The organism is Kitasatospora azatica KCTC 9699 (assembly GCF_000744785.1).
Lineage (GTDB): Bacteria > Actinomycetota > Actinomycetes > Streptomycetales > Streptomycetaceae > Kitasatospora > Kitasatospora azatica.
This window is the reverse complement of the sequence record NZ_JQMO01000002.1, coordinates 849,402-871,271: the sequence shown is the minus strand read 5'-3', so window position 1 is coordinate 871,271 and position 21,870 is coordinate 849,402. Positions and strand designations below refer to the sequence as shown.

At 72.1% G+C, this 21,870-nt stretch carries 19 protein-coding genes and 2 pseudogenes; 11 read left to right on the top strand and 10 right to left on the bottom strand.

From position 1 onward, the window contains the following. Genes pcaH through BR98_RS04120 form a run of 5 tightly spaced genes read left to right on the top strand, consistent with a single transcriptional unit; the run spans position 1 to position 5,038 of the window. On the top strand, positions 1-753 hold the full coding sequence (gene pcaH, locus BR98_RS04140) for a protocatechuate 3,4-dioxygenase subunit beta (protein ID WP_035840170.1): 753 nt from the start codon (positions 1-3) through the stop codon (positions 751-753). Beyond that, positions 750-1,310: a protocatechuate 3,4-dioxygenase subunit alpha gene (gene pcaG / locus BR98_RS40840; protein ID WP_035840162.1), complete on the top strand. Its 561-nt coding sequence runs from the start codon at positions 750-752 to the stop codon at positions 1,308-1,310. The genes pcaH and pcaG overlap by 4 nt, the downstream gene beginning before the upstream one ends. Then, positions 1,297-2,685: a 3-carboxy-cis,cis-muconate cycloisomerase gene (gene pcaB, locus BR98_RS04130; protein WP_051969285.1), complete on the top strand. Its 1,389-nt coding sequence runs from the start codon at positions 1,297-1,299 to the stop codon at positions 2,683-2,685. Before pcaG ends, pcaB begins: the two co-directional genes overlap by 14 nt. After that, positions 2,682-3,845, top strand: coding sequence for a bifunctional 3-oxoadipate enol-lactonase/4-carboxymuconolactone decarboxylase PcaDC (gene pcaDC, locus BR98_RS04125; RefSeq protein ID WP_035840160.1), 1,164 nt, complete (start codon positions 2,682-2,684; stop codon positions 3,843-3,845). Before pcaB ends, pcaDC begins: the two co-directional genes overlap by 4 nt. After that, positions 3,845-5,038, top strand: coding sequence for a 4-hydroxybenzoate 3-monooxygenase (locus tag BR98_RS04120; protein ID WP_035840158.1), 1,194 nt, complete (start codon positions 3,845-3,847; stop codon positions 5,036-5,038). Before pcaDC ends, BR98_RS04120 begins: the two co-directional genes overlap by 1 nt. A gap of 26 nt (positions 5,039-5,064) precedes the next feature. Here the strand turns inward: BR98_RS04120 and BR98_RS04115 are convergent, their stop codons facing one another. From BR98_RS04115 to BR98_RS04090, 8 genes and pseudogenes are all read right to left on the bottom strand, one after another. Next, entirely contained in the window at positions 5,065-6,000 is a 936-nt protein-coding gene (locus BR98_RS04115; RefSeq protein WP_035840155.1) for a PDR/VanB family oxidoreductase, read from the bottom strand. Then, positions 5,993-6,166 (bottom strand): hypothetical protein, encoded by a 174-nt coding sequence (locus BR98_RS40060; RefSeq protein WP_198042123.1) that lies wholly within the window; start codon positions 6,164-6,166, stop codon positions 5,993-5,995. Before BR98_RS40060 ends, BR98_RS04115 begins: the two co-directional genes overlap by 8 nt. A 2-nt stretch (positions 6,167-6,168) precedes the next feature. Continuing rightward, positions 6,169-6,909, bottom strand: a pseudogene (locus tag BR98_RS04110) (aromatic ring-hydroxylating dioxygenase subunit alpha); the annotation flags it as partial. Then, a pseudogene (locus tag BR98_RS37445) lies at positions 6,891-7,130 on the bottom strand (helix-turn-helix domain-containing protein); the annotation flags it as partial. The pseudogenes BR98_RS04110 and BR98_RS37445, both read right to left, overlap by 19 nt. After that, positions 7,127-7,582 (bottom strand): MaoC family dehydratase, encoded by a 456-nt coding sequence (locus BR98_RS04105; protein WP_035840150.1) that lies wholly within the window; start codon positions 7,580-7,582, stop codon positions 7,127-7,129. The pseudogene BR98_RS37445 and the gene BR98_RS04105, both read right to left, overlap by 4 nt. 56 nt (positions 7,583-7,638) lie before the next feature. Further along, complete coding sequence (locus BR98_RS04100) at positions 7,639-9,132, bottom strand: acyl-CoA synthetase (protein WP_035840147.1); 1,494 nt, start codon at positions 9,130-9,132, stop codon at positions 7,639-7,641. Between the two features lie 22 nt (positions 9,133-9,154). Further along, entirely contained in the window at positions 9,155-10,027 is an 873-nt protein-coding gene (locus BR98_RS04095) for an amidohydrolase family protein (RefSeq protein WP_035842852.1), read from the bottom strand. 32 nt (positions 10,028-10,059) lie between these two features. Then, positions 10,060-10,962 (bottom strand): SDR family oxidoreductase, encoded by a 903-nt coding sequence (locus BR98_RS04090; RefSeq protein ID WP_035840144.1) that lies wholly within the window; start codon positions 10,960-10,962, stop codon positions 10,060-10,062. Positions 10,963-11,083: 121 nt separating this feature from the next. Between BR98_RS04090 and BR98_RS04085 the strand changes: the two genes are divergently transcribed. The 3 genes from BR98_RS04085 (at position 11,084) to BR98_RS04075 (ending at position 14,378) form a co-directional block, all read left to right on the top strand. Then, the gene (locus tag BR98_RS04085) at positions 11,084-11,902 is read left to right on the top strand and encodes a PaaX family transcriptional regulator (RefSeq protein ID WP_035840141.1); all 819 of its coding nucleotides are present in this window, start codon (positions 11,084-11,086) and stop codon (positions 11,900-11,902) included. 174 nt (positions 11,903-12,076) lie between these two features. Then, positions 12,077-13,411 carry a hypothetical protein gene (locus BR98_RS04080; RefSeq protein WP_035840139.1) on the top strand — a complete coding sequence of 445 codons (1,335 nt, stop codon included), beginning with the start codon at positions 12,077-12,079 and terminating at the stop codon, positions 13,409-13,411. Positions 13,412-13,448: 37 nt separating this feature from the next. After that, positions 13,449-14,378: a zinc-binding dehydrogenase gene (locus tag BR98_RS04075; RefSeq protein ID WP_157537383.1), complete on the top strand. Its 930-nt coding sequence runs from the start codon at positions 13,449-13,451 to the stop codon at positions 14,376-14,378. A 56-nt stretch (positions 14,379-14,434) separates the two neighbouring features. Here the strand turns inward: BR98_RS04075 and BR98_RS04070 are convergent, their stop codons facing one another. After that, a complete protein-coding gene (locus tag BR98_RS04070) occupies positions 14,435-15,073 on the bottom strand; it encodes a TetR/AcrR family transcriptional regulator (protein ID WP_035840137.1) in 639 nt (212 codons plus the stop codon). A gap of 137 nt (positions 15,074-15,210) precedes the next feature. On the opposite strand from BR98_RS04070, the gene BR98_RS04065 reads away from it, so the two are divergent. After that, a complete protein-coding gene (locus tag BR98_RS04065) occupies positions 15,211-16,707 on the top strand; it encodes an APC family permease (RefSeq protein WP_035840135.1) in 1,497 nt (498 codons plus the stop codon). 82 nt (positions 16,708-16,789) lie between these two features. Further along, the gene (locus tag BR98_RS04060; RefSeq protein WP_035840131.1) at positions 16,790-18,391 is read left to right on the top strand and encodes an amidohydrolase; all 1,602 of its coding nucleotides are present in this window, start codon (positions 16,790-16,792) and stop codon (positions 18,389-18,391) included. Positions 18,392-19,214: 823 nt separating this feature from the next. On the opposite strand, the gene BR98_RS40835 is transcribed toward BR98_RS04060, so the two are convergent. Continuing rightward, positions 19,215-19,697 (bottom strand): class F sortase, encoded by a 483-nt coding sequence (locus BR98_RS40835; protein WP_232247232.1) that lies wholly within the window; start codon positions 19,695-19,697, stop codon positions 19,215-19,217. Between the two features lie 586 nt (positions 19,698-20,283). Between BR98_RS40835 and BR98_RS04050 the strand changes: the two genes are divergently transcribed. Continuing rightward, entirely contained in the window at positions 20,284-21,543 is a 1,260-nt protein-coding gene (locus tag BR98_RS04050; protein WP_157537381.1) for an ice-binding family protein, read from the top strand. The last annotated feature ends 327 nt before the right edge of the window (positions 21,544-21,870 follow it).

The window sequence follows — 21,870 nt, the reverse complement described above, 5'->3', positions numbered from 1 at the left end:
ATGTCGCCGACCCAGCGGGACATCTCCGAGGAGATCGCCCGGGAGCACGAGGCGTACGCCCACGCCGGCTCCGTCCAGCACCACCCCGACCGGGGCTACGCCCCCTACCGCAGCAGTCTGCTCCGCCACCCCAAGCAGCCGCTGGTCGCCGTCCAGGACCCGGACGCCGTCGAACTCTCCGGCCCCGCCTTCGGCGTCACCGACGTCACCGAGTTCGACAGCGACCTGACCCGCCGGCACACCGGCGAGCCGCTCGGCGAGCGGATCGTCGTCACCGGCCGCGTGCTCGACAGAGCCGGACGCCCGGTGCGCGGCCAGCTGGTGGAGATCTGGCAGGCCAACGCCGCCGGCCGGTACGCCCACCAGCGCGACCAGCACCCGGCACCGCTGGACCCCAACTTCACCGGGGCCGGCCGCTGCCTGACGGATGATCAGGGAAACTACCGCTTCACCACCGTCAAGCCCGGCGCTTACCCCTGGCGCAACCACACCAACGCCTGGCGCCCCGCCCACATCCACTTCTCGCTGTTCGGCACGGCCTTCACCCAGCGACTGGTCACCCAGATGTACTTCCCCGGCGACCCGCTCTTCGCCCACGACCCGATTCTGCAGTCCGTCACCGACGACGCCGCCCGGGCCCGCCTGGTCGCCGACTACGACCACGACCTGTCCACCCCCGAGTGGTCGCTCGGCTACCGCTGGGACATCGTCCTCGACGGCCCGGCCGCCACCTGGATCGAGGAGGGCCGATGACCGCGCTCCCCACCCCCTCGCAGACCGTCGGCCCGTTCTACGGCTACGCCCTGCCCTTCCCGGGCGGGGGCGAGATCGCCCCGGCCGGCCACCGCGACACCATCGCCGTCCACGGCCGCGTCCTGGACGGTGACGGCGAAGCGATCCCCGACGCGCTGCTGGAGATCTGGCAGCCCGCCCCGGACGGCTCGCGCACCGGCGCCCCGGGCTCGCTGCGCCGGGACCCCGTCACCGGCGGATTCCTGGGCCGTGACGGCGTCACCTTCACCGGCTTCGGCCGCGTGGCCACCGATGCCGACGGCCACTACAGCCTGCGCACCCTCCCCCCGGGCGGTGTGCCGTACCTGTCGGTCTGCCTCTTCGCCCGAGGACTGCTCCACCACCTGTTCACCCGGATCTACCTGCCCGGCGCGGACCTCGACGCCGAGCCGCTGCTCACCTCGCTGGAGCCGGGCCGCCGCGGCACCCTGCTCGCGGCCGAGGAGGCCCCGGGCACCTACCGCTTCGACCTGCGGCTGCAGGGGCCCGAGGAGACGGTCTTCCTTGACTTCCGCTGATCAGACTCCGGCCGCCGATGTCGGCCTGCTCTCCCCGGTCCGGGCGGGGTCCGCCGTCGAAGCGGCCACCGGCGACGTCGCCTTCCTCCAGGCGATGCTCGACGCCGAGGCCGCCCTCACCCGCGCCCAGGCCCGCCTCGGGCACGCTCCGGCCTCGGCAGCCGCCGCCGTCGACGCGGCAGCCCGCGCCGAGCGATTCGAGGTGCGCGACCTCGCGATGCGCGCGCGAGCCGGCGGCAACCCGGTCATCCCGCTGGTTGCCGATCTGACCGCCGCCGTGCCCGGCGATGCCGCACCTTTCGTGCACCGGGGCGCGACCAGCCAGGACATCCTGGACACCGCCGCCATGCTGGTCGCCGCCCGCAGCAGGCCGCCGATCCTCGAGGACCTGCACCGGACCGCCGAGGCCCTCGCGCACCTGGCGGCCGAGCACCGCGACACCCCGATGCCCGGCCGCACGCTGACCCAGCACGCCGTCCCGACCACCTTCGGCCTCAAGGCGGCAGGCTGGCGAAGCCTCGTCCTGGACGCCGCCGACCGACTGTCCGCCGTCCGCCTGCCCGCCCAACTCGGCGGTGCCGCAGGGACCCTGGCCGCCTTCGAAACCCTGGCGCAGGAACCGCGCAGCGGCCCCGAGCTGGTCGAGGCCCACGCCCGGGAACTGGGCCTGGACGCACCAGTCCTGCCCTGGCACACCCTGCGCACCCCGATCGCCGACCTGGCCGCCGCGCTCGCCTTCACCACCGCGGCCCTCGGCAAGGCGGCGGCCGACGTACTCGTGCTCTCCCGCACCGAAATCGGCGAGGTCGCGGAGGGCAGCGGCGGAGGCTCATCCGCCATGCCCCACAAGGCGAACCCGGTCCGCGCCACCCTGATCGCCGCCGCCGCCCGCCAGACACCCGCCCTCGCCGCCGTCCTGCTCGGCTCGCTCGCCGCCGAGGACGAACGCGCCGCCGGCGCCTGGCACGCCGAATGGCAGAGCCTGCGCGAACTGCTCCGCCTCACCGGCGGAGCCGCCCGCGCCGCAGCCGAACTCGCCGAGGGCCTCCAGGTGTTCGCGTACCGGATGCGCGACAACCTGGACCTCACCCAGGGCCTGGTGGTCAGCGAGCGCCTCGCCGCCGAGCTCGGCGAACTGCTCGGCCGTCGAGCGGCCAAGGAGTTGCTCACCGAAGCCTCCCACCGGGCCGTCGCCGAAGGTCTCAGCCTGCGGGACGTCCTGGAGGACCAGCCCGACCTGAAGGACCGGATCGACACCTGGCGGCTGCGCGAACTCACCGACCCGGCCGGGTACCTGGGATCGGCCGCCGCGCTGGTCGACCGCGCCCTGCGGCGCACCCCGCCACCGTCCCCACCGCGGAGGAATCTCCCGTGACGCTCCACTTCACCGCCGAAGGACTGCCGGACGCCCCGGCGTTGGTCCTCGGTCCCTCGCTCGGCACCTCGCTCGCCGTCTGGGACGACCTGGCGGGTGCCCTCGCCCGGCACCACCGGGTGGTCCGCTGGGACCTGCCCGGCCACGGCCGCTCCCCGGCCGGGCTCGTCTCCGAGGGCGCCACCGTCGCCGACCTCGCCGATCTCGTGCTGGCCGTCGCCGACCGGCTCGGTCTGACGCGCTTCGCCTACGCGGGCATCTCCCTCGGCGGCGCCGTCGGCACCCACCTCGCCGTCCACCACCCCGAGCGGATCTCCTCGCTCGCCCTGGTCTGCTCCTCGGCCCGCTTCGGTGAACCCGAAGCCTGGCGCGAGCGCGCCGAACTCGTCCGGCGAGCGGGCACGGCACCGCTGGCCGAGACCGCACCCGCACGCTGGTTCACCCCCGCCTTCGCCCGGACCCCTGCGGCCGACGCCCTGGTCGCCGACCAGCGCGCCGCCGACCCGGCCGGTTACGCGGCCTGCTGCGACGCACTGGCCGCCTTCGACCTGCGCGCCGAACTGCACCGCATCACGGCGCCGACCCTCGTCCTCGCCGGCCGTGACGACCTCGCCACCCCGCCCCCGCACTCCCGCCAACTCGCGGACGGCATCCCCGGATCCGGGCTGGTCGAGATCCCCCGGGCTGCCCACCTCGCGCCGGTCGAACGGCCGCAGGCCGTACTCGACGCCCTGCGGAGCCACTTCACCCCCTGGCCCGGCGACGACGACAACCGGCGCGCCGCGGGCATGACCGTCCGCCGGGCAGTGCTCGGCGACGCCCACGTCGATCGGGCCATCGCCGGTACCAGCGAATTCACCGCCGCCTTCCAGGACTTCATCACCCGCTACGCCTGGGGCGAGATCTGGACCCGCCCCGGCCTGGACCGCCGCACCCGCAGCTGCATCACCCTCACCGCTCTGGTCGCGGGCGGCCACCACGAGGAACTCGCCATGCACGTCAGGGCTGCGGTGCGCAACGGCCTGACCCCCGAGGAGATCGGCGAGGTGCTGCTCCAGACCGCCGTCTACTGCGGTGTCCCCGCCGCCAACGCGGCCTTCGCCGTAGCAAACCGCGTTCTGAATCAGCACAGCTTGAACGACCATAAGGACGACCAATGATGCACACGACCGTCGGAATCATCGGCGCCGGGCCCTCCGGTCTGCTGCTCGCCCGGCTGCTCCAGCAGGCCGGCATCGACAGCGTCGTCCTGGAGGCCAAGGACCGCTTCTACGTCGAACACCGCCAGCGCGCGGGCATCCTGGAGCAGACCACCGTGGACACGCTGCGGGCGGTCGGCGCGGGGGAGCGGATGGACCGCGAAGGCCTGATCCACGACGGCATCGAACTGCGCTTCGACGGCCGCGCCCACCGCGTCGACCTCCCCGAGCTGACCGGCGGGCGGAGCGTCATGGTGTACGCCCAGACCGAGGTGGTCAAGGATCTGATCGCCCTTCGGCTCGCCGAAGGCGGCCCGCTGCTCTTCGAGGCCCAGGTCCACTCCGTCGAGCAGGCGAACGGCGACCGCCCGACCGTCCGCTACACCCACGAGGGCCGCGAGCAGACCCTCACCTGCGACTACGTCGTCGGCTGCGACGGCTTCCACGGCGTGACCAGGAACGCCGTCCCGGCGGCTGTCCGGCGGACCTACGAGCGCACCTATCCGTACTCCTGGCTGGGCATCCTCGCCGAGGCGCCCCCGGTCTACGAAGAGCTGATCTACGCCCACTCCCCGCGCGGCTTCGCCCTCGCCTCCATGCGGTCGCCCTCCGTGAGCCGCCTCTACCTCCAGGTGCCCAACGGCACCGAGGTCGCCGACTGGCCCGACGAGCGGATCTGGGACGAGCTCGACGCCCGTCTCGCCACCCGCCAGGAACCGGGCTGGAAGCTGGTGCGCGGCCCCATCACCGCCAAGTCGGTGCTGCCGATGCGCAGCCACGTCACCGAACCGATGCGCCACGAGCGGGTGTTCCTGGCCGGCGACGCGGCCCACATCGTCCCCCCGACCGGCGCCAAGGGCCTCAACCTCGCCGCCACCGACGTCATCGTCCTCGCCGAGGCGTTCACGGAGCTGTACGAGACCGGGTCCACCGCCCTGCTCGACGCCTACTCCGAGACCTGCCTCGAACGCGTCTGGCGGGCCGAGCACTTCTCGTACTTCATGACCACCACCCTGCACTCCGACCCGAAGCAGTCCGCCTTCGACACCCGCCTGCAGCTCTCCCAACTGGCGCGCATCGCCGCCTCCCCGCACGCGGCCGCGGAACTCGCCCACAACTACGTCGGCTTCCCGATCGGCCAGGACCGTGCGTGACGATGCCTCAGCTGTGGATCCCCGGCTCAGAGGTCCAGGACCAGCCGCTCTCCCCGGCAGCGGGAGACGCAGATCAGCATGGTCTCCCCGGCCGCCCGCTCCTGCGCCGTGAGCACTGAGTCACGGTGGTCGGGGACGCCCTCCAGGACGTCCGTCTCGCAGGTCCCGCAGGTGCCCTCGGCGCAGGAGTACAGCACCTCGACGCCGGCTGCGCGAACGGTCTCCAGGACGGAGGTGCGCTCCAGGACGGACAGGGTCAGGCCGGAGCGGGCCAGCACCAGCTCGAACGGGGCGTCCGGAGAGATCGCCCGGGCCTTGGGCTGGAAGCGTTCCATCCGGGGCTCCGGCCGTCCGTTCGCCGCGCAGTACTGCTCGACGGCGTCCAGGAGCGCGCCCGGACCGCAGCAGTACACGGTGGTGTCCGGTTCCGGGGCACCCAGGTAGGAGGCCAGGTCCAGCAGCCCGGTCTCGTCCTGCGGCCGGACGGCCACCCGCTCGCCGTAGCGGGCCAGTTCGTCGAGGAAGGCCATGGACCCGCGCGTGCGCCCGCCGTAGAGCAGGGACCAGTCGGCGCCGGCCGCGGCCACCGCCCGCAGCATCGGCAGGACAGGGGTGATGCCGATGCCTCCGGCGATGAAGAGGTAGCGACCGGCGGGCCGGAGCGGGAAGTTGTTGCGCGGTCCCCGCACCCGCACGGTCTCGCCGACCCGAAGCCGCTCGTGCACGAAGGCCGATCCTCCGCGCCCCTCGGGCCCGCGCAGCACGGCGATCCGCCAGACGTCCCGTTCCGCCGGGTTCCCGCAGAGCGAGTACTGGCGCTCCAGGCCGTCGGCGAGCAGGAGGTCGAGGTGCGCGCCCGGTTCCCATGCGGGAAGGCCGCTGCCACGGAGGGTCAGGGAGATGACGCCGTCGGCCTCCTGGCGGCGGTCGGCGACGACGACGGTGTGGAGGTTCTCAGTCACTCGGTGCCTCGCTCGGGTGTCCTTCCGGGTGGGCCAGCAGCCAGGCCCACATCTCGACCGGATCGTCGGCCGTGTGCTGCGCGCCGCAGTGGCAGATGCCGTGCAGCAGATCGGTGCCGGGCTGCCAGTCGATGCGGTTGACCGCTCCGCTCGACGGGCCGGTCATGCGGCGGCCAGCCTGGCGAGGATGCGGCGGGCGGCGAGGCCGCCGGTGTCGATGTTGATGCTGAGCTCCTGGTAGCCGGCCGGCTCGCTGTCCAGCGCGCGGTGCAGCAGGTTCAGGGCGTCGACGTCCTGCATCACCACCTGGTGGTTGAAGTCCCGCAGGAACGCGGTGACTTCGTCGTCGTCCGTCGCGAAGTCGCGGGAGACGGCCCAGAAGTCGTAGACCTTGCCGGGTGCGGAAGGGGTGATGGCGTAGGTGATCTCGGTGCGGAACACCGGCGCGTCCTGCCCGACCGGCATGATCCGGCTGTGCAGCAGGTAGAGGCAGGGGGCGAAGTACTCGATGTCCTGCAGGCGGGTGATGCGGCCCTGGATCCCCGTCGAACGGGCGTAGAAGGGCGGGCACTCGGCGTCCGCCATGTGGCGGGAGACCCGGACGATGCCGGCGCCCTCGTCGACCTCGGTGGTGATGGGGGTCTCGGCGACCTCCGGGGTGCCGATGTAGCCGCCGTGCAGGTAGGTCTCGTGGGAGAGGTCCATCAGGTTGTCGACCAGCAGCCCGTAGTCGCCGTCGATCGGCTCCATGCCGCAGACGGTGACCAGGTTCGGGTCCGCCAGGTGCGGGGCGCGTGGGATCAGCTTCTCGTCGGCCAGCGCCGGATCGCCGATCCAGACCCAGACGAACGAGTCGAGCTCGACCGCCGGATGGGCGGCGACCCGGGGGGTCCGGGGGATGCGCTGCTGGCGAGCTCCCACAGCCGCAGGCCGATGTGGTAGACGCCCTCCCGGTCACGCTCGAGCGCACCCCAGGCCGTCAGCAGCCCGACGAGGCGGTGCGTGGTCGGCAGGGTGAGGCCGGCGCGCCGGCTGATCTCGGTCAGCGACAGCGCGGGGCCGGCGTGCCCGAAGGCCGCCAGCACGGCGAGCAGCCGGTCGGCGGCCGAACGGGGGGCCTGGTCGGTCACGCGTAGAAACGGTAGACGGCCTGGGCGACGACGGCGGGCTTGGGCTGTCCGTCGATCTCGACGGTCAGGTCGACGGTCACCTCCGCGCCGCCCTTGACCTCGGTGACCGAGGCGATCGCGCCATGGGCGCGGATCTTGGCACCGACCTGGACGGGGGAGGGGAAACGGACCTTGTTGAGGCCGTAGTTGACGGCCATCCCGATGCCCTGGACCTCCAGCAGTTCGCTCCACAGCGGGATGAGCAGCGAGAGGCTCAGGTAGCCGTGGGCGATGGTGCCGCCGAAGGGTCCGTCCTTCGCCCGCTCGACGTCGACATGGATCCACTGGTGGTCGTCGGTGGCGTCGGCGAAGGTGTTCACCCGCTCCTGGGTGATCTCCAGCCACTCGCTGCGGCCGAGGTCGGTGCCGCCGAGCTCGAGCAGTTCGGCAATGCCGTTGACGGTACGGGACATGGGGAAGCCTCTCTGAATGGTCCAGGGCGTGATCCGAAAGACACGCCCTAGGGGGGTCAGCGCTGCCCGTAGGTGGCCCGGAGCGGGCCCTTGAGCAGCTTGCCCGCGCCGCTGCGCGGGAGGGCGTCGGCGAAGAGCACCGACTTGGGGATCTTGTAGCGGGCGAGCCGCCCGTCCAGGTGGGCGGTCAGTTCCTCGATGCCCACCTCGGCGCCCGGCCGCAGGACGACGACGGCGCGGCCGACCTCGCCCCACTTCTCGTCGCGGACACCGAAGACGGCGCACTCGGCGACGGCCGGGTGCTCCAGCAGGGCGTCCTCGACCTCGGCCGGGTAGACGTTCTCGCCGCCGGAGATGAACATGTCCTTCAGCCGGTCGACCAGCCGGATGTAGCCCTCGGCGTCCACCGCGGCGATGTCGCCGGAGCGGAACCAGTGGCCGTCCCTGAACGCGTCGGCACTCTCCTCGGGACGGCCCCAGTAGCCGGGCGTGACATTGGGCCCGGCGACCAGCACCTCTCCCGGTTCGTCCACCCCGACCGGATCGCCGGCCGGGTTCAGCAGCCGCACGTCCGTGAAGAAGTGCGGTACGCCGGCCGTACCGGCGTGCGTCAGCGCGTCGTGCCGGTCCAGCAGCAGGACGCCGGGGGAGGCCTCGGTCATTCCGTAGCCCTGGACGAAGGCCAGTCCCCGCTCGAGGTAGCGACGGATGGTCCGGGCCGGGACGGGCGCGCCTCCGCAGAGCAGGTTGCGCAGGCTGCTGAGGTCCGCTTGCGCCCAGCCGGGCTCGGCGGCCACCGCGTCGTACATCGCGGGGACGCCGAACAGGCAGGTGATCCGGTGGCGTTCGATCAGCTCCAGGGTGCGGACGGGGTCGAAGGCGGACTCCAGCACGGCCGTGCCGCCCTTGAGCAGCGTGGGCAGGCAGGTCATGTTGAGGGCGGCGGTGTGGAACAGCGGCGCGCTGACCAGGGTGACCTCGTCGGTCGAAAGGTCCACGTCGACCAGGACGTTGAGGCTGTTCCACAGGATGTTGGCATGGGTGAGCATGGCGCCTTTGGGGCGGCCGGTGGTCCCCGAGGTGTACATGATCATGCACAGCTCGTCCGGACCGGTCGGCACGTCGAGCGGCTCGGCCGAGGCCCCGGCCAGCAGCGCCTCGTACGTCTCGCCCTCGGCCTCCAGCAGCTCGACATCCCCGCCGAGTTCGGCGGCACTGGAGTGACGCACCGTCAGCAGCAGGCTGCTGCCCGAGTCCTGCAGCTGGTAGCGCAGCTCAGGCACGGCGAGGCGGGTGTTGAGCGGGACGAAGACCGCGCCGAGCTGTCCGGCGGCGAACAGGGCCTCCAGGAACGCGGGGTGGTTCGGCCCCAGGAAGGCCACCCGATCGCCGTGCCGCACGCCGCGTGCGCGCAGCAGGTGGGCGAGGCGGGTGGTCCGGTCGTGCAGCTCGGCGTAGCTGGTGGCGTGCTCCTCGTGGAGCAGGGCGGTGCGGTGCGGGGTCTTGCGGGCCCGGCGGGCGGGCCAGGACCCGATGCCTTGGTTCTGCAACGCGGGACTCCCTTGTCTGGCGTCACTGCTGCTTGTCGAGGCCGAGCAGCCTGGCGGCATTCTCCTTGAGGATCTTCGGACGGACCTCGTCCTTGATCGGGAGCTGGGCGAAGTCGGCGAGCCAGCGGTCCGGGCTGATCAGCGGGTAGTCGGAGCCGAACAGCACCTTGTCCTTGAGCAGGCTGTTGGCGTACTGGACCAGCTGCGGCGGGAAGTACTTCGGTGACCAGCCCGAAAGGTCGATGTACACCTGTGGCTTGTGGGTGGCCACCGCCAACGCCTCGTCCTGCCAGGGGAACGAGGGATGGGCCAGGATGATCGGCATCCCGGGGAAGTCGGCGGCGACGTCGTCGACCAGCATCGGGTTGGAGTACTTCAGCCGGATGCCGCCTCCGCCCGGCGCCCCCGCGCCGATCCCGGTCTGGCCCGTGTGGAAGACGGCGATCGCGCCGGCCTCCTCGATGGCCTCGTACAGCGGGTAGGCCAGGCGGTCGTTCGGGTGGAATGCCTGGACGTTGGGGTGGAACTTGAAGCCCTTGACCCCGAACTCCTCGACCAGCCGGCGGATCTGGCGGACGGCCATCTTCCCCTTGTACGGGTCGACGCTGGCGAAGGGGATGATCACGTCGGGGTTCTCCAGCGCGGCCTGCGCGACCTCCTCGTTGGGGACGGCCGGGGTGCCGGTGGCCGCCTCGGCGTCCACGGTGAAGACCACGCAGGCCATCCGCCGCTCGCGGTAGTGGGCGGCGATCTCCGGGAGGGTCGGGCGGCGGTGCTCGGCCTTGAAGTACGCCCCGGCGGCGCTGTCCAACTCCTCGGAGAGCGAACCCTCGCCGCGCGAGGACACCTCGGCGTGGGTGTGCACGTCGATGGCGACGAGTTCGTCCACGTTCATCGGGTTCATCGCGTTCATCGGGCGGACTCCCTTCAGATCCGGGGCGCCGGGATGCCGTAGGTCTCCGGCACGCGCCCGACGGAGACCGGCCAGGCGGCGGCGATGGCGTCCGCGCTCCAGCCGCCGTCGGCGTAGGCGACGGAGACCTCTTGCGGGTGCGACCACAAGGCCAGCTTGTCACCGCCGATGCCGATGCACTGCCCGGTGATCCCGGCGGAGGCGTCGGAGGCGAGGAAGGCGATCAGCGGGGCGACGTCCTGCGCGGTGCCGAAGCCCTCGCCCTTGCGCAGGGCGTCCGGCAGTGGGGTGCCGTGCTGCTCCAGGGCGTCGACGTGCGGGGCGAAGGCGGGGATGGTCCTGGTCATCGCGGTGGCCGCGACCGGGATCACGGCGTTGGCGGTGATGCCGGCCTTGGCCAGTTCCATCGCCCAGGTGCGGACCATCGCGGCGATGCCCGCCTTGGCGGCGGCGTAGTTGGTCTGGCCGAAGTTGCCGCGTTGGCCGGCGGGGGAGCCGGCGACGATGATCCGCCCGCCCTCGCCCTGCTCGCGCATCCGCTCCACGGCCGCCCGGACGCAGGTGAAGGTGCCGCGCAGATGGACCTGGACGACGGTGTCGAAGTCCTCGTCGGTCATCTTCCACAGCACCCGGTCGCGCAGCACGCCCGCGTTGGTGACCATGACGTCCAGCCGCCCGAAGGCCTCGACGGCGCGGGCGACCAGGGCCTCGGCGGCCTCGGTGGTGCCGACGGCGGCCACCTCGGCGACGGCCCGGCCGCCGGCCGCCTCGATCGCCTTGACCGCGGCGTCCGCCGCGTCCGCGTCGACGTCGTTGACCACGACGGCCGCGCCCGCGGCGGCCAGGGCCTCGGCGTAGGCGAGTCCGAGGCCGCGACCGCTGCCGGTGACGACGGCGACCTTGCCGCTCAGATCCATGGGACTGCTCCTTGGCTGGGGTTGTCGGTGCGCTCAACCTAGGCAGATTTCTGTCGGCCGTCAATGGAACTGCCTAATATTCGGACGCACCCGCACCCCGGCCGCCGAGAGGTCCTACGCTGTGCCCGTGACCAGTCCCGATCTCGCCCCGCGTCCCCAGTCACTGATGCTCAGCTTCTTCGGCATCCATGTGCTCGGCCAGGAGATCGCCCTGTCCTCGGCCTGCGTGATCGACGTGTTCGCGCGGATCGGCGTCACCGAGGAGGCCGTCCGCTCGACCCTGACCCGCATGGTCAACCGCGGTCTGCTGGAGCGGCACCGCCAGGGCCGGAAGATGTACTTCGCGCTGACCCGCCGGGCGGTCGCCGTGCTGCGGGACGGGCACGACCGGGTCTGGCGCACCGGCGCGGTCAACCGCGACTGGGACGGCCAGTGGACGCTGGTCGGCTTCTCGTTGCCCGAGGCCTGGCGGCGCGAACGGCACGACCTGCGCTCCCGGTTGACCTGGGGCGGCTTCGGCCCGCTGCAGAGCGGCCTGTGGGTCGCGCCGGGCGTGGTGGACGTCAACGCGCTGCTGGAGGACCTCTCGCTCGCCGCGCACGTGCGGGTCTTCCGCGGTGCGGTGCTGGAGCCGACGGACGTGGCGCAGGTGGTGGAGTCGGCCTTCGACACCGACGCGATCGCCGCCGAGTACCACGCCTTCCTGGACCGCTGGAGCGAGCCTGGCGCCGGAGGTCCCGACCCGCTGGGCGGGCAACTGCTGCTGCACACCGACTGGCTCGAGCTGGTCCGCCGCGACCCGCACCTTCCCGCGGAGCACCTGCCCGCCGACTGGCCGGCGATCCGCGCCGAGGAGCTGTTCCATGCCCTGGCCCAGCGCTGCGCCGCCGCCGCGCGGGCGGAGGCCCAGCGAGTCCTGGACGCGATCCCGGCGCACTGACGGCTCTCCCGCGATGTCGGTCCGCGGCACGACCATCGGCAGATATTGGGCACTGTCTTGACCGTCGCCAAAAAATCGCCCTACATTCATCGGGACCTCAGCCCGCGCCGGCGCTCCCGCTGAGGCACTTTCCCAGCTCCTTCCGAACCCATCTCCGAGAAGGACCACCTCACCATGGGCACACGCCTCGCGCTTCGACTGACCGTCGGCTGCACCGCTCTCGCCCTCGTCGCCGCCCCGGCGGTCGCGGCCCACGCGGACACCGCCACCGTCCACCGCACCGGCACGCTCGCCGACGGCGCCACCTGGGTCGCCGACGTCCCGGCCGACTGGAACGGCACCCTGCTGCTGTACAGCCACGGCTTCGGACCCACCCAGGCCGATGACGCCCCCAGCGCGGCCGCCGCCACCGCACTGCTCGCCGAGGGCTACGCGCTCGTCGGCTCCTCCTACGACCCGAACGGCTCCTGGTGGGCCCTCGGCAGCGCGGAACGCGACCAGTTCCAGACCATCGACGCCTTCGCCGCCGCCGTCGGCCGCCCCACCCGTACGATCTCCGTCGGTCTGTCCATGGGCGGCCTGATCAACGCTCAGATCGCCCGCGACTCGCACGGACGGGTGGCCGGCTCGCTCGGACTGTGCGGACTGGTCGCCGGCGGTGTCGATCTGGGCAACTACCAGCTCGCCGCCGAGACCGTCCTCGCCACCCTGCTCGACCCCGCCGACCGGCTCAGTCTCACCGACTACCCCAGCCAGTCCGCGGCGGCCGCCACCGCGACCACCCTCACCGACGCCGTCAAGGCCGCGCAGACGACACCGCAGGGCCGCGCCCGCATCGCACTGGCGGCGGCCTACCTCAACCTGCCGGACTGGGCCCCGGGCCAGAACCCGCCGGCCGCCGACGACCCGGCCGGCCAGGAGGCGCAGCAGTACGACTGGCTGGCCGCCGGGCAGCTCAACTTCATCATCACCGGCCGCTACTCGATCGAGCAGGCCGCCGGCGGTGACAGCGGCTCCACGGCCGGGCTGAACTGGAAGTCCCTGCTGGCGAGTTCACCCCACCGTGCCGAGGTCCGCGCCCTCTACCGGGCCGCCGGTCTCGACCTCGACGACGACCTTGCCACCCTCCATGCCGCCCCTGCCCACCAGGCCGACCCGGCTGCGACCCGCTGGATGGAGCAGACCTCCACCGCGGGCCAGGGCCTAGACGTGCCGCTACTCGACATTCACACCACCGCCGACCAACTGGTCCCCGTGGAGCAGGAGAACGCCTTCGCGGCCCGCGTCCGCGCCGCCGGAGACGGCGGGCTGCTGCGCCAGGCCTATGTCGCCCGCCAGGGCCACTGCAACTTCACCTCCGACGAGGTCCTCGCCGGCCTGCACGCCGTGGTCCACCGGATCGACACCGGGCACTGGGGCGACACCAGCGCTGCGGCTCTGACCGCCGACCGGCCCGCCGGAACCACGGCCTTCGTCACCTACCGCCCCGCACGCCTGGTCACCCGGTGACGTGCAGTCGCCGATCACCGAGAGGATCCAAGTCGCCATGAGCACCCCCGAGATCGAGCCCGGCCGGCTGTTCATCGGCGGGCGGTGGCGCGAGTCGTCCAGCGGCTCGCGGACCGAGGTGATCGACCCGTCCACCGGTTGGGCGGCCACCACCGTCGCCGAGGCCGACGCGACCGACGTCGACGCGGCGGTGCGTGCCGCCATCGGCGGCCGTCGCGGCGACGGCAGTGGCACCATCAGCCGCGACGGCGCCGCCCTCGGCGGGCACTTCTTCGGCCAGTCGTCCTTCGCCGACCTCGCCCTGGTCGAGGAACGCAGCCTGGTGAAGGTCGACCCCGACGTCCCCCTCGAGCTGATCGCGCCCCTGGGCTGCGGAGTTCAGACCGGCGTCGGCGCCGTGTGGAACGTGCTCCGACCCGAGGTGGGCGCCACCCTGGTCGTGCTCGGCGCCGGCGCGGTCGGACTCTCCTCGGTCATGGCGGCGGCCCTCAGCCCCGCGACCACGATCATCGCCGTCGACCGGGTGCCCGAGCGGCTGGCACTCGCCCGCGAACTCGGCGCCACCCACACCGTGAACACGGCCGAGGTCGATCTCGCCGAAGCAGTCCTGGATCTGACCGATCGTCATGGAGCCGACGGGATCGTGGAGACCACCGGCAGCATCACCGTCCTGCGCCAAGGTGTCGATGCCCTCGCGTCCCGGGGCACCCTGGCGGTCGTGGGCGCCCCACCCTTCGGCACCGAGGTGTCGCTCGATGTCAACGCCATGATCCCCGGCCGCAAGGTGGTTGGCGTGACCCTTGGCGACACCGAGACCCAGACCTTCATCCCCGCCCTGGTCCGCCTGATCCGCGACGGCCGCCTCCCCCTCCACCGCCTGATCAGCCACTACCCGTTCGCAGACATCGACCAGGCCGTCCGCGACATGACCGCCGGCAAGGCCATCAAGCCGGTACTCACCTTCTGAGGTCGCACGGCTTCTGAGGTCGCACGGCCGCGGTGCTGGTGATCTGCGGCCCTGCATCACCCACCAGTGGTACCCGGGCCCTCCGGTTCCGCTGCCGCGAGTTCGCGGACGTGGGTGAGAAGAGCGGTCAGGGCCAGTTCGAAGGCGACGTCGGTGCGGCGGCCGCTGCTGACAGCGGCAAGTGCTCGTGCCAACAAGGGGGTTGACCCGTCGGAAGCGGGCTGCCACATGGCCTCCGGGGCGGCCAGGTCCAGGGCCGAGCCCAGGACGAGGTTGTCCAGCGCGGTGATCACCGGCATCACCGTCTCCTCCGGGACTCCCGCCTCGATCAGCAGCCCGACGGCCCGCTCGTACACCGCCAGCGCCTCGGGCGCGGCGACCTGCGACATCGTCAGCAGCGGGATGGCGCGCGGGTGCGCGGCGAAGGCGGCGCGGTAGGAGCGGGCGAAGGCCTCCACCGCGCGATCCCATGGGCGCAGATCGAGGGTGGAGGCGTCGACGGCCTCGGCGATCCGGACCCGCAGCAGCTCGATGATCCCGGCGCGCCCTTGTACGTGGTGGTAGACGGAGGCGGTCTGCACGCCGAGCCGCTGGGCGATCTGGGGCACGCTGAAGTCGCCCTGGGCGTCGACCAGCGCCAGTGCCGTCGCGCCGATCCGCTCCCTGTCGAGCAGGGCCTTGCTGGGCCGCCCCATCGCCGATCCTCCCGCGCGATTACGTGTTCAGGTCTTCCCAGAGGGTAGACGGCCGGGCTAGGGTGCCAAAACCATCAGCCTTTAGGTTTAGGGCGAAGCACCGGACCCCACTCCGGCTGCCGCAGAAGGGCACCCCCATGGCCTCCGCATCCGCAGCACCCCAAGCCCCCGCACCCACCCTGCGCCCCGGCACCCTCGGCACCGCCGACATCGCCTTCTTCGTCGTCTCCGCCGCCGCCCCGCTCACGGTCATGGCCGGAGTCGCACCGCTGGCCCTGCTCATCGGCGGCATCGGCGCCCCCGTGGCGTACCTGGCGGCGGGCGTCACCCTGGCCGTCTTCGCCATCGGCTTCACCACGATGAGCCGGCACGTGCGCAACGGTGGCGGCTTCTACGCGTACGTCACCCGCGGCCTCGGCCGTCCCGCCGGATTCGGCGCGGCGCTGCTGGCGCTGCTCGGCTACCTGGCCATGAACATCGGCGTCTACGGCCTGTTCGGCGCCCAGACGCACAGCACCCTGCAGTCACTCCTCGGCTGGAACGTGCCCTGGCCGGTCATAGCCCTCGTGGGACTCGTGATCATCTGGTACGGCGGCTTCCGTTCGATCGACTTCGGCGCCAAGGTCCTGGGCGTCCTGCTGGTCGCCGAGACCGGCATCCTGGTCCTGCTCGCCGTCGCCGTCCTGGCCAGGGGCGGGGCGCACGCCCTCTCGTTCCATTCCTTCGCCCCCGGCAGCCTGGCCAACGGCGGCATGCCCGGTGTGCTGGCGATGGCCTTCGCCGCCTTCACCGGCTTCGAGTCCACTGTCATCTACCGCCGCGAGGCGAAGAACCCGAACCGGTCGATCCCCCGCGCCACCTACATCGCCGTCGCCTTCCTGGGCCTGTTCTACGCCTTCATCGTGTGGGTGATCGTCCAGGCCTTCGGCGACGAGGAGGTCATCGCAACCGCCGCCAAGGACCCGACCGGCCTGTTCTTCTCCGCGATCGCCACCTATGTCGGCCCCTGGGCCGCCGACGTCATGCACGTCCTGATCGTCACCAGCCTCGTCGCCTCGCTGCTCGCCTTCCACAACGCGACCAACCGCTACGGCCTGGCCATGGCCGAGGAGGGCGTGCTGCCCAGGGCGCTCGGCAGGATCCACCCCCGGCACCGCTCGCCGTACATCGCCGCAGTCGCGCAGACCGTGCTCGCCGTCATCGTGGTGGCCGCCTTCGCCGCTGCCGGGGCCAACCCCTCCACCCAGTTGCTGATCTGGGTGAACACCCCGGGGGTGATCGCTCTCGTGGCGCTGCAGTTCCTTGTTGCGCTCGCCGTGCTCCGCTACTTCCGCCGCCGTACCCACAGCGAGGGCGTCCTGCGCACCGTCGCCGCCCCGGGCCTGGCCACCCTGCTGCTCGGGGGCGCTCTGTGGCTGGTGATCGACCACATCGACCTGCTCACCGGCGCCTCCGACACGGTCAACCTCACCCTGATCCTTCTCGTCCCCGCGGTTTTCGTGATCGGCCTCGGCTACGCCCTTCGGGTCCGCTCCAACCGCCCGCAGGTCTACGCCGGATTCGCCGCCGAGCCCGCCGAGCCCGCTGAGGACGGCGACCCCAGCGCCACGACCACGCTGGCAGCGGTCTCCTGACACAACACCAGGCCCGGCCGCGCTGTCGGCCGGGCCTGCTCGTCCCGTCCCCTCCCGCACCGCACCGCACCCGGAGCCTCCCGTGTCCCTCGCGCCCGACGTCATCCTCCTCGCCGCCCAGGTCCACACCCTCGACCCCGACCAGCCGCGCGCCACCGCCGTGGCCGTCCGCGACGGGTTGATCACCGCGGTGGGTGACGCGGCCGACGCACGGGACTGGCAGGGGCCGGCCACCGAGGTGATCGACCTCGGCGGCGCCACCCTCTTCCCCGGTCTCGTCGACGGCCACAGCCATCCGGCCTTCGGCCTCGACCTCGCCAGAGGAGTCGACCTGTCCCAGGTGCGCGACCTCGACGGGCTGCGCACGGCGCTCGCCTCGGCCGAGCGCATCGACGGCTGGGTCCTCGGCTGGGGCCTCGACCACAACGTCTTCGCCGGCCGCACCATCCACCGCGAGTACCTCGAAGCCGCGCTGGGGCCGGACACCCCCGCCTTCGTCCGCCTCTACGACGGCCACTCCGCGCTGGCCAGCAGCGCCGCCCTGCAGGCCGCCGCCGTCACCGGGCAGCGCTCCTTCGCCGAGCGTTCGACCGTCGTCTGCGACTCCGACGGTTCCCCGACGGGCCACCTCATCGAGATGGCCGCGATGGACCTGGTCCTGGCGGTCACGCCGCGCCAGCCCCTCGCCGAGCGCCGCGACGCGCTGCACGGGTTGCTGTCCGAAATGGCCGCGACCGGCCTGACCGGCGCCCACGTCATGGACGCCGGCGGCGACGCGGTCGAGTTGCTGCGCGCGGTCGAGGACCGGTACGAGCTGCCGCTGCGACTGCGCCTCGCCCCGTGGTGCAACCCCGGCATCGACGAGGACGGGCTCGACGAGCTCGCCGCCCGGCAGGGCACCGCCGGGCGCAACTGGCTGGTCGGCGGCGTGAAGTTCTTCATGGACGGCACCGTCGAGGGAGGCTCCGCCTGGCTGGAGCACCCCGACTGCCACGGCCAGAACCGTGATGCCCTCTGGCTCGACCCGGCCGACTACAGCACCGCCGTCCAGCATCTGCACGCCGCCGGTGTACGCACCGCCACCCACGCCATCGGCGACGCGGGCGTGCGCCACGTCCTCGATACCGTGGCCACCCTCGGCCCGGACGGACGAATGCGCCACCGGATCGAGCACATCGAGACCCTGTCGTACGAACAGGCGCTCCGCTTTGCCGAGTTGGGCGTGATTGCCTCCATGCAGCCCACCCACTCCGGCTACACGCGTGCCGACCACACCGACGAGTGGTCCATCCGGCTCGGCACCGAGCGCGCCAACCGCGCATGGATCTGCCGCACGCTGCGCGACACCGGCGCGATCCTCGCGCTCGGCTCGGACTGGCCGATCGCCCACTTCGACCCCCGCCATGTCCTCGCCCACGCGCAACTACGCCGGCCTGCCCGTACGGCCATCGCCCCCGTCGCCCCCGAGCAGGCACTCACGGCGCTGATGGCTCTGGAGGGCTTCACCAGCCACGCCGCGCTCGCGGCCGGCGAGGCCGGCCGCGCCGGCCGTATCGCTCCCGGCCTGCGCGCCGACCTCACCGCCTACGCGCTCGATCCGCTCACCGCCCCTGCCGACGAACTCGCCGAGACTCCGGTGCCGTTGACCATGTCCAACGGCCGCATCACGCACCACTTGGGCTGACCGTCAGTCAGCTCCGGCAAGGCATCACCCGATGTCAGCAGCCGGCCCCCTGGCCGGCGTCCGGCGGCGTCAGCGCACCGTTCGGGCGGCCACCACGGCCGCGGCCAGCCGCACCCACACTCTGACCCACGGTCGGCCTCAGGCTTCATCCCCGGCCGCCTTGCGCTGGACGGCGGCTCTGCTGTGGCGCGGGGCAGGCGTCTCACCGACTGTTGGGCTGCAGACGGACCACCGTCCCGATCCCTTCGGCAAGGAGCTCGCCCATGGCCATCACGACGACCGACCATGCGGTCCCGCACACCTAGACCGTCCCCGCAACGGCGGGCCAGAAGGTCGAGCTCTTCGTGCGGGAGCACGACGGCACGCCGCCCGGTCCGCCCGCGAACCGCAAGGCCGTCCTCATGCTGCACGGCAGGAGCATTCCGACGCTGGCGGCCTACGATCTCCAGCACACCTCGTACGCGTGGGGCGAAGCCCTGGCCCGGGCCGGGTACGACGTGTTCATGATGGACCACGCTGCGCCGGCCCGACGGCACACCGATCCCCGGCCCGCGGCTGCTGGACCGCGACAGCAGCCTGCGGCCCGGCGACCTCCACCCAGCCAGGGACGCCAGCTGGGTAGGGGCAACGCGGACGGCCGCGGAGCGTGTGATGGCCGGCGGCGTGGGGCGTGGCGGTGCTGGCGCTGGCGGCCGGGTGCCGCTCGGCGCGATGGCCCGCGGCGGGCCGCAGCAGTGCGCGGTCTTCGCCCGGGAGTTCGCGAGGATGCGGTGGTGGACCTGCTGCACGGCGCCATCGCTTCACGTGCAGCGCATACGGCTCTTCACGCCTGCGTGGTGCGCGTCAGGTGGGCGTACGCGACCACGTTGCCCAGGTAGCCGGTCTTCTTGGAGAAGCGGCCCCCGCAGGTGATCAGTCGAAGCTCCGACCGGCTGGTCGCCCCGTAGACCTTGTCGTCCGGGTAGTGGTCCTTGGGGTAGACCTCGACGGCGTCGACGGTGAAGACGGCGGTGGTGCGGTCCTTCCGCTCGATCTCGACCGTGGCTCCCGGGTGCAGCCGGCCCAGACTGTAGAAGACGGAGAGTCCGTGCTTGTTGTCCACGTGTCCCGCCATGACGGCGTTGCCGTTCTGACCCGGTGTCACGCCGCCTCGGTACCAGCCGACGACGTTGTTGTCGTCCGGCGGGGGTGGTTGGAGGTGCCCGGCGGCGTCCACGTCGATGGGGATGACCCGCGCGTCGACCTGGATGGCGTGGATGCGGATCCGGGTCGGTGGCGAGGCGCTCATGCCGGGGGTCGCGGACATCGTCTCCGGTTGAGTGCCGTGGCCACCGCTCCCGGACGGTGCCTGAGCGGCTGTCGGCTGGGGCGGGAGATCCGTTCGGCGGCCGTCCTGGAGCAGCCATACGCCGATGACCAGGACCAGCACCAGGACGGCGCCGATGACGGCTGGCCGAGGCCTTCCGAGTCCGTGCACTGACGCCTCCTTCGCCGAGCTCTGGCCGAGCTCGCCGTGGTGTCCGAAGAGGACCGCTGACAGTAGGGGGTCGGGGGACGAAGCGGACTCGGGCTGACGGGGCGGGGTCGCTGTCCGAGATTCGTTCATCGTGTCATCGGACCCGCGCTCCCCTCGTCAGCCGCCACCGGACTGAATGAGTGATTGTGTGAATCGGGATGCGAAGCCCGGTGTGGGTCTCGCCGGAATCATCTGACCGGGTGTCACGATCGTGCGGGGCGGGACCTGGCAGGCCTGTTTGCATCACCCGGATGCGCGGGGCGGCGTGGCGCGAACGTGGCCGAGCTGCTCATATCGTATTTGCATACGAACTCTCTTCGAGAGGGCTGGGTCGGGACGGATTCCGCGTCGTCATCTCCTTGTGCAGCCCCGGGGGATGAGAGCTCGACTCTTCGATCGATTGCACTCCCGTCGGACCCTCTCGAAGGAGCTTGGCGCCTCGATGAACTCGAACACCTTAACTGTGCCTCGCCGGCGCGGATTTGCCGCCCGGGTTTCCACGGCACTCACGTTGGCCCTCACCGCTGCGGGGATGGCGGTGCTGCCGACTTCCGCCTACGCGATCGGGGTCGCCGTCCCCCTCGGAACCGCGGCCAGCTTCGCCGTCCTGGCCGGCCAGTCCGTCACGAACACCGGTCCCAGCACCATCACCGGCGATGTCGGGGTGAGCCCGGGGACCTCGGTGACCGGTTTCCCCCCGGGCACGGTGAACGGCGTCATCCACTCGGCCGACGCCGTTGCTCTGCAGGCGCAGACCGATCTGACCGTCGCGTACAACAACGCGGCCGGCCAGGCCTCCGACGCCAGCGTCTCGGGCGACCTCGGCGGCCGGACGCTGAATCCGGGCGTCTACACCGCCTCCTCGTCCATCGGGCTCACCGGAACCCTGACGCTCGACGCCCACGGGGACCCCAACGCGGTCTGGATCTTCCAGGTCGGGTCGACGCTGACCACGGCCTCCGCAAGCAAGGTGCTCCTGGTCAACGGCGCCGCACCGTGCAACGTGTTCTGGAAGATCGGCAGCTCCGCCACGATCGGGACCAACTCCACCTTCGTCGGCAACATCCTGGCGCTGACCTCGATCTCCGCCACCACCGGGGCGACCATTGACGGCCGCGCGCTCGCGCGGAACGGGTCGGTCACCCTGGACACAAACACCATCACGCGCGAGACCTGCTCGACCGGCGGGACGACCTCCGGCACCACGTCCGGCACCACCGCTGGGACGACGTCCGGTACGACAGGTGGGACCACCGCGGGAAGCACGGGCAGTACGACGGGCGGCAGTACCGCGGGAACCACGGGCGGTACGACGGCGGGCACCACCGCAGGGACCACCGGCGGTACGACATCCGGCACCACCGCAGGGACCACCGGCGGTACGACATCCGGCACCACCGCGGGGACCACCGGAGAGGCCACCGGCGGAACGACGGCCGGGACGACCGGCGGAGCCACAGCGGGTGGGGGTGGTTCCGGCGGCCGTCCTCCGGTCGGCGGCGTGGGCACCGGTGTCGGTGGTGCCGCGCAGGGGCCGAGTGCGATCGAGGTCACGATCGGTGCGGTTCTCGTCGGACTATCGTTGCTTGGTATCGGCTTCCTCGTCGTCCGCCGGCGCGCACTGACCCAGTCCTGACCGCACGACACATCAGTGGTGATGTCCCCGCGCGGCTGGTTGGCGTGGGGACATCGCGGTGCTTCACGGTGAGCAGGCAGACGGGAAGGCACGAGGTGCGAGCTGATCAAGAGGAAACGATGAGCGACATCGACCAGGGTGGCCGTCCAGCCGCACCCACGGCGACAACCGAGCCCAGGGAGGGCCATCCCGTCTGGGGCAGGAGGCCCTGCCTGGTACTCCGGTCCCCCAGACCATGGAAGCCGCCGAACTCGGCCGCGGACTCGGCGACGTGGGCGGCCCCCTCCTGGTCGGCGGCATCGCCACCGCAGCCACCCTGACCAGCGA

Bases quoted from the DNA above. Each gene is read 5' to 3' on its own strand.
- BR98_RS04080 (WP_035840139.1), top strand. From the start codon at position 12,077: ATGGGCACACGCCTCGCGCTTCGACTGACCGTCGGCTGCACCGCTCTC.
- BR98_RS04065 (WP_035840135.1), top strand. From the start codon at position 15,211: ATGGCCTCCGCATCCGCAGCACCCCAAGCCCCCGCACCCACCCTGCGC.
- pcaH (WP_035840170.1), top strand. From the start codon at position 1: ATGTCGCCGACCCAGCGGGACATCTCCGAGGAGATCGCCCGGGAGCAC.
- pcaG (WP_035840162.1), top strand. From the start codon at position 750: ATGACCGCGCTCCCCACCCCCTCGCAGACCGTCGGCCCGTTCTACGGC.
- BR98_RS04105 (WP_035840150.1), bottom strand. From the start codon at position 7,582: ATGTCCCGTACCGTCAACGGCATTGCCGAACTGCTCGAGCTCGGCGGC.
- BR98_RS04070 (WP_035840137.1), bottom strand. From the start codon at position 15,073: ATGGGGCGGCCCAGCAAGGCCCTGCTCGACAGGGAGCGGATCGGCGCG.
- BR98_RS04120 (WP_035840158.1), top strand. From the start codon at position 3,845: ATGCACACGACCGTCGGAATCATCGGCGCCGGGCCCTCCGGTCTGCTG.
- BR98_RS04090 (WP_035840144.1), bottom strand. From the start codon at position 10,962: ATGGATCTGAGCGGCAAGGTCGCCGTCGTCACCGGCAGCGGTCGCGGC.
- BR98_RS40835 (WP_232247232.1), bottom strand. From the start codon at position 19,697: ATGTCCGCGACCCCCGGCATGAGCGCCTCGCCACCGACCCGGATCCGC.
- BR98_RS04075 (WP_157537383.1), top strand. From the start codon at position 13,449: ATGAGCACCCCCGAGATCGAGCCCGGCCGGCTGTTCATCGGCGGGCGG.
- BR98_RS04095 (WP_035842852.1), bottom strand. From the start codon at position 10,027: ATGAACGTGGACGAACTCGTCGCCATCGACGTGCACACCCACGCCGAG.
- BR98_RS04050 (WP_157537381.1), top strand. From the start codon at position 20,284: ATGAGAGCTCGACTCTTCGATCGATTGCACTCCCGTCGGACCCTCTCG.
- BR98_RS40060 (WP_198042123.1), bottom strand. From the start codon at position 6,166: ATGACCGGCCCGTCGAGCGGAGCGGTCAACCGCATCGACTGGCAGCCC.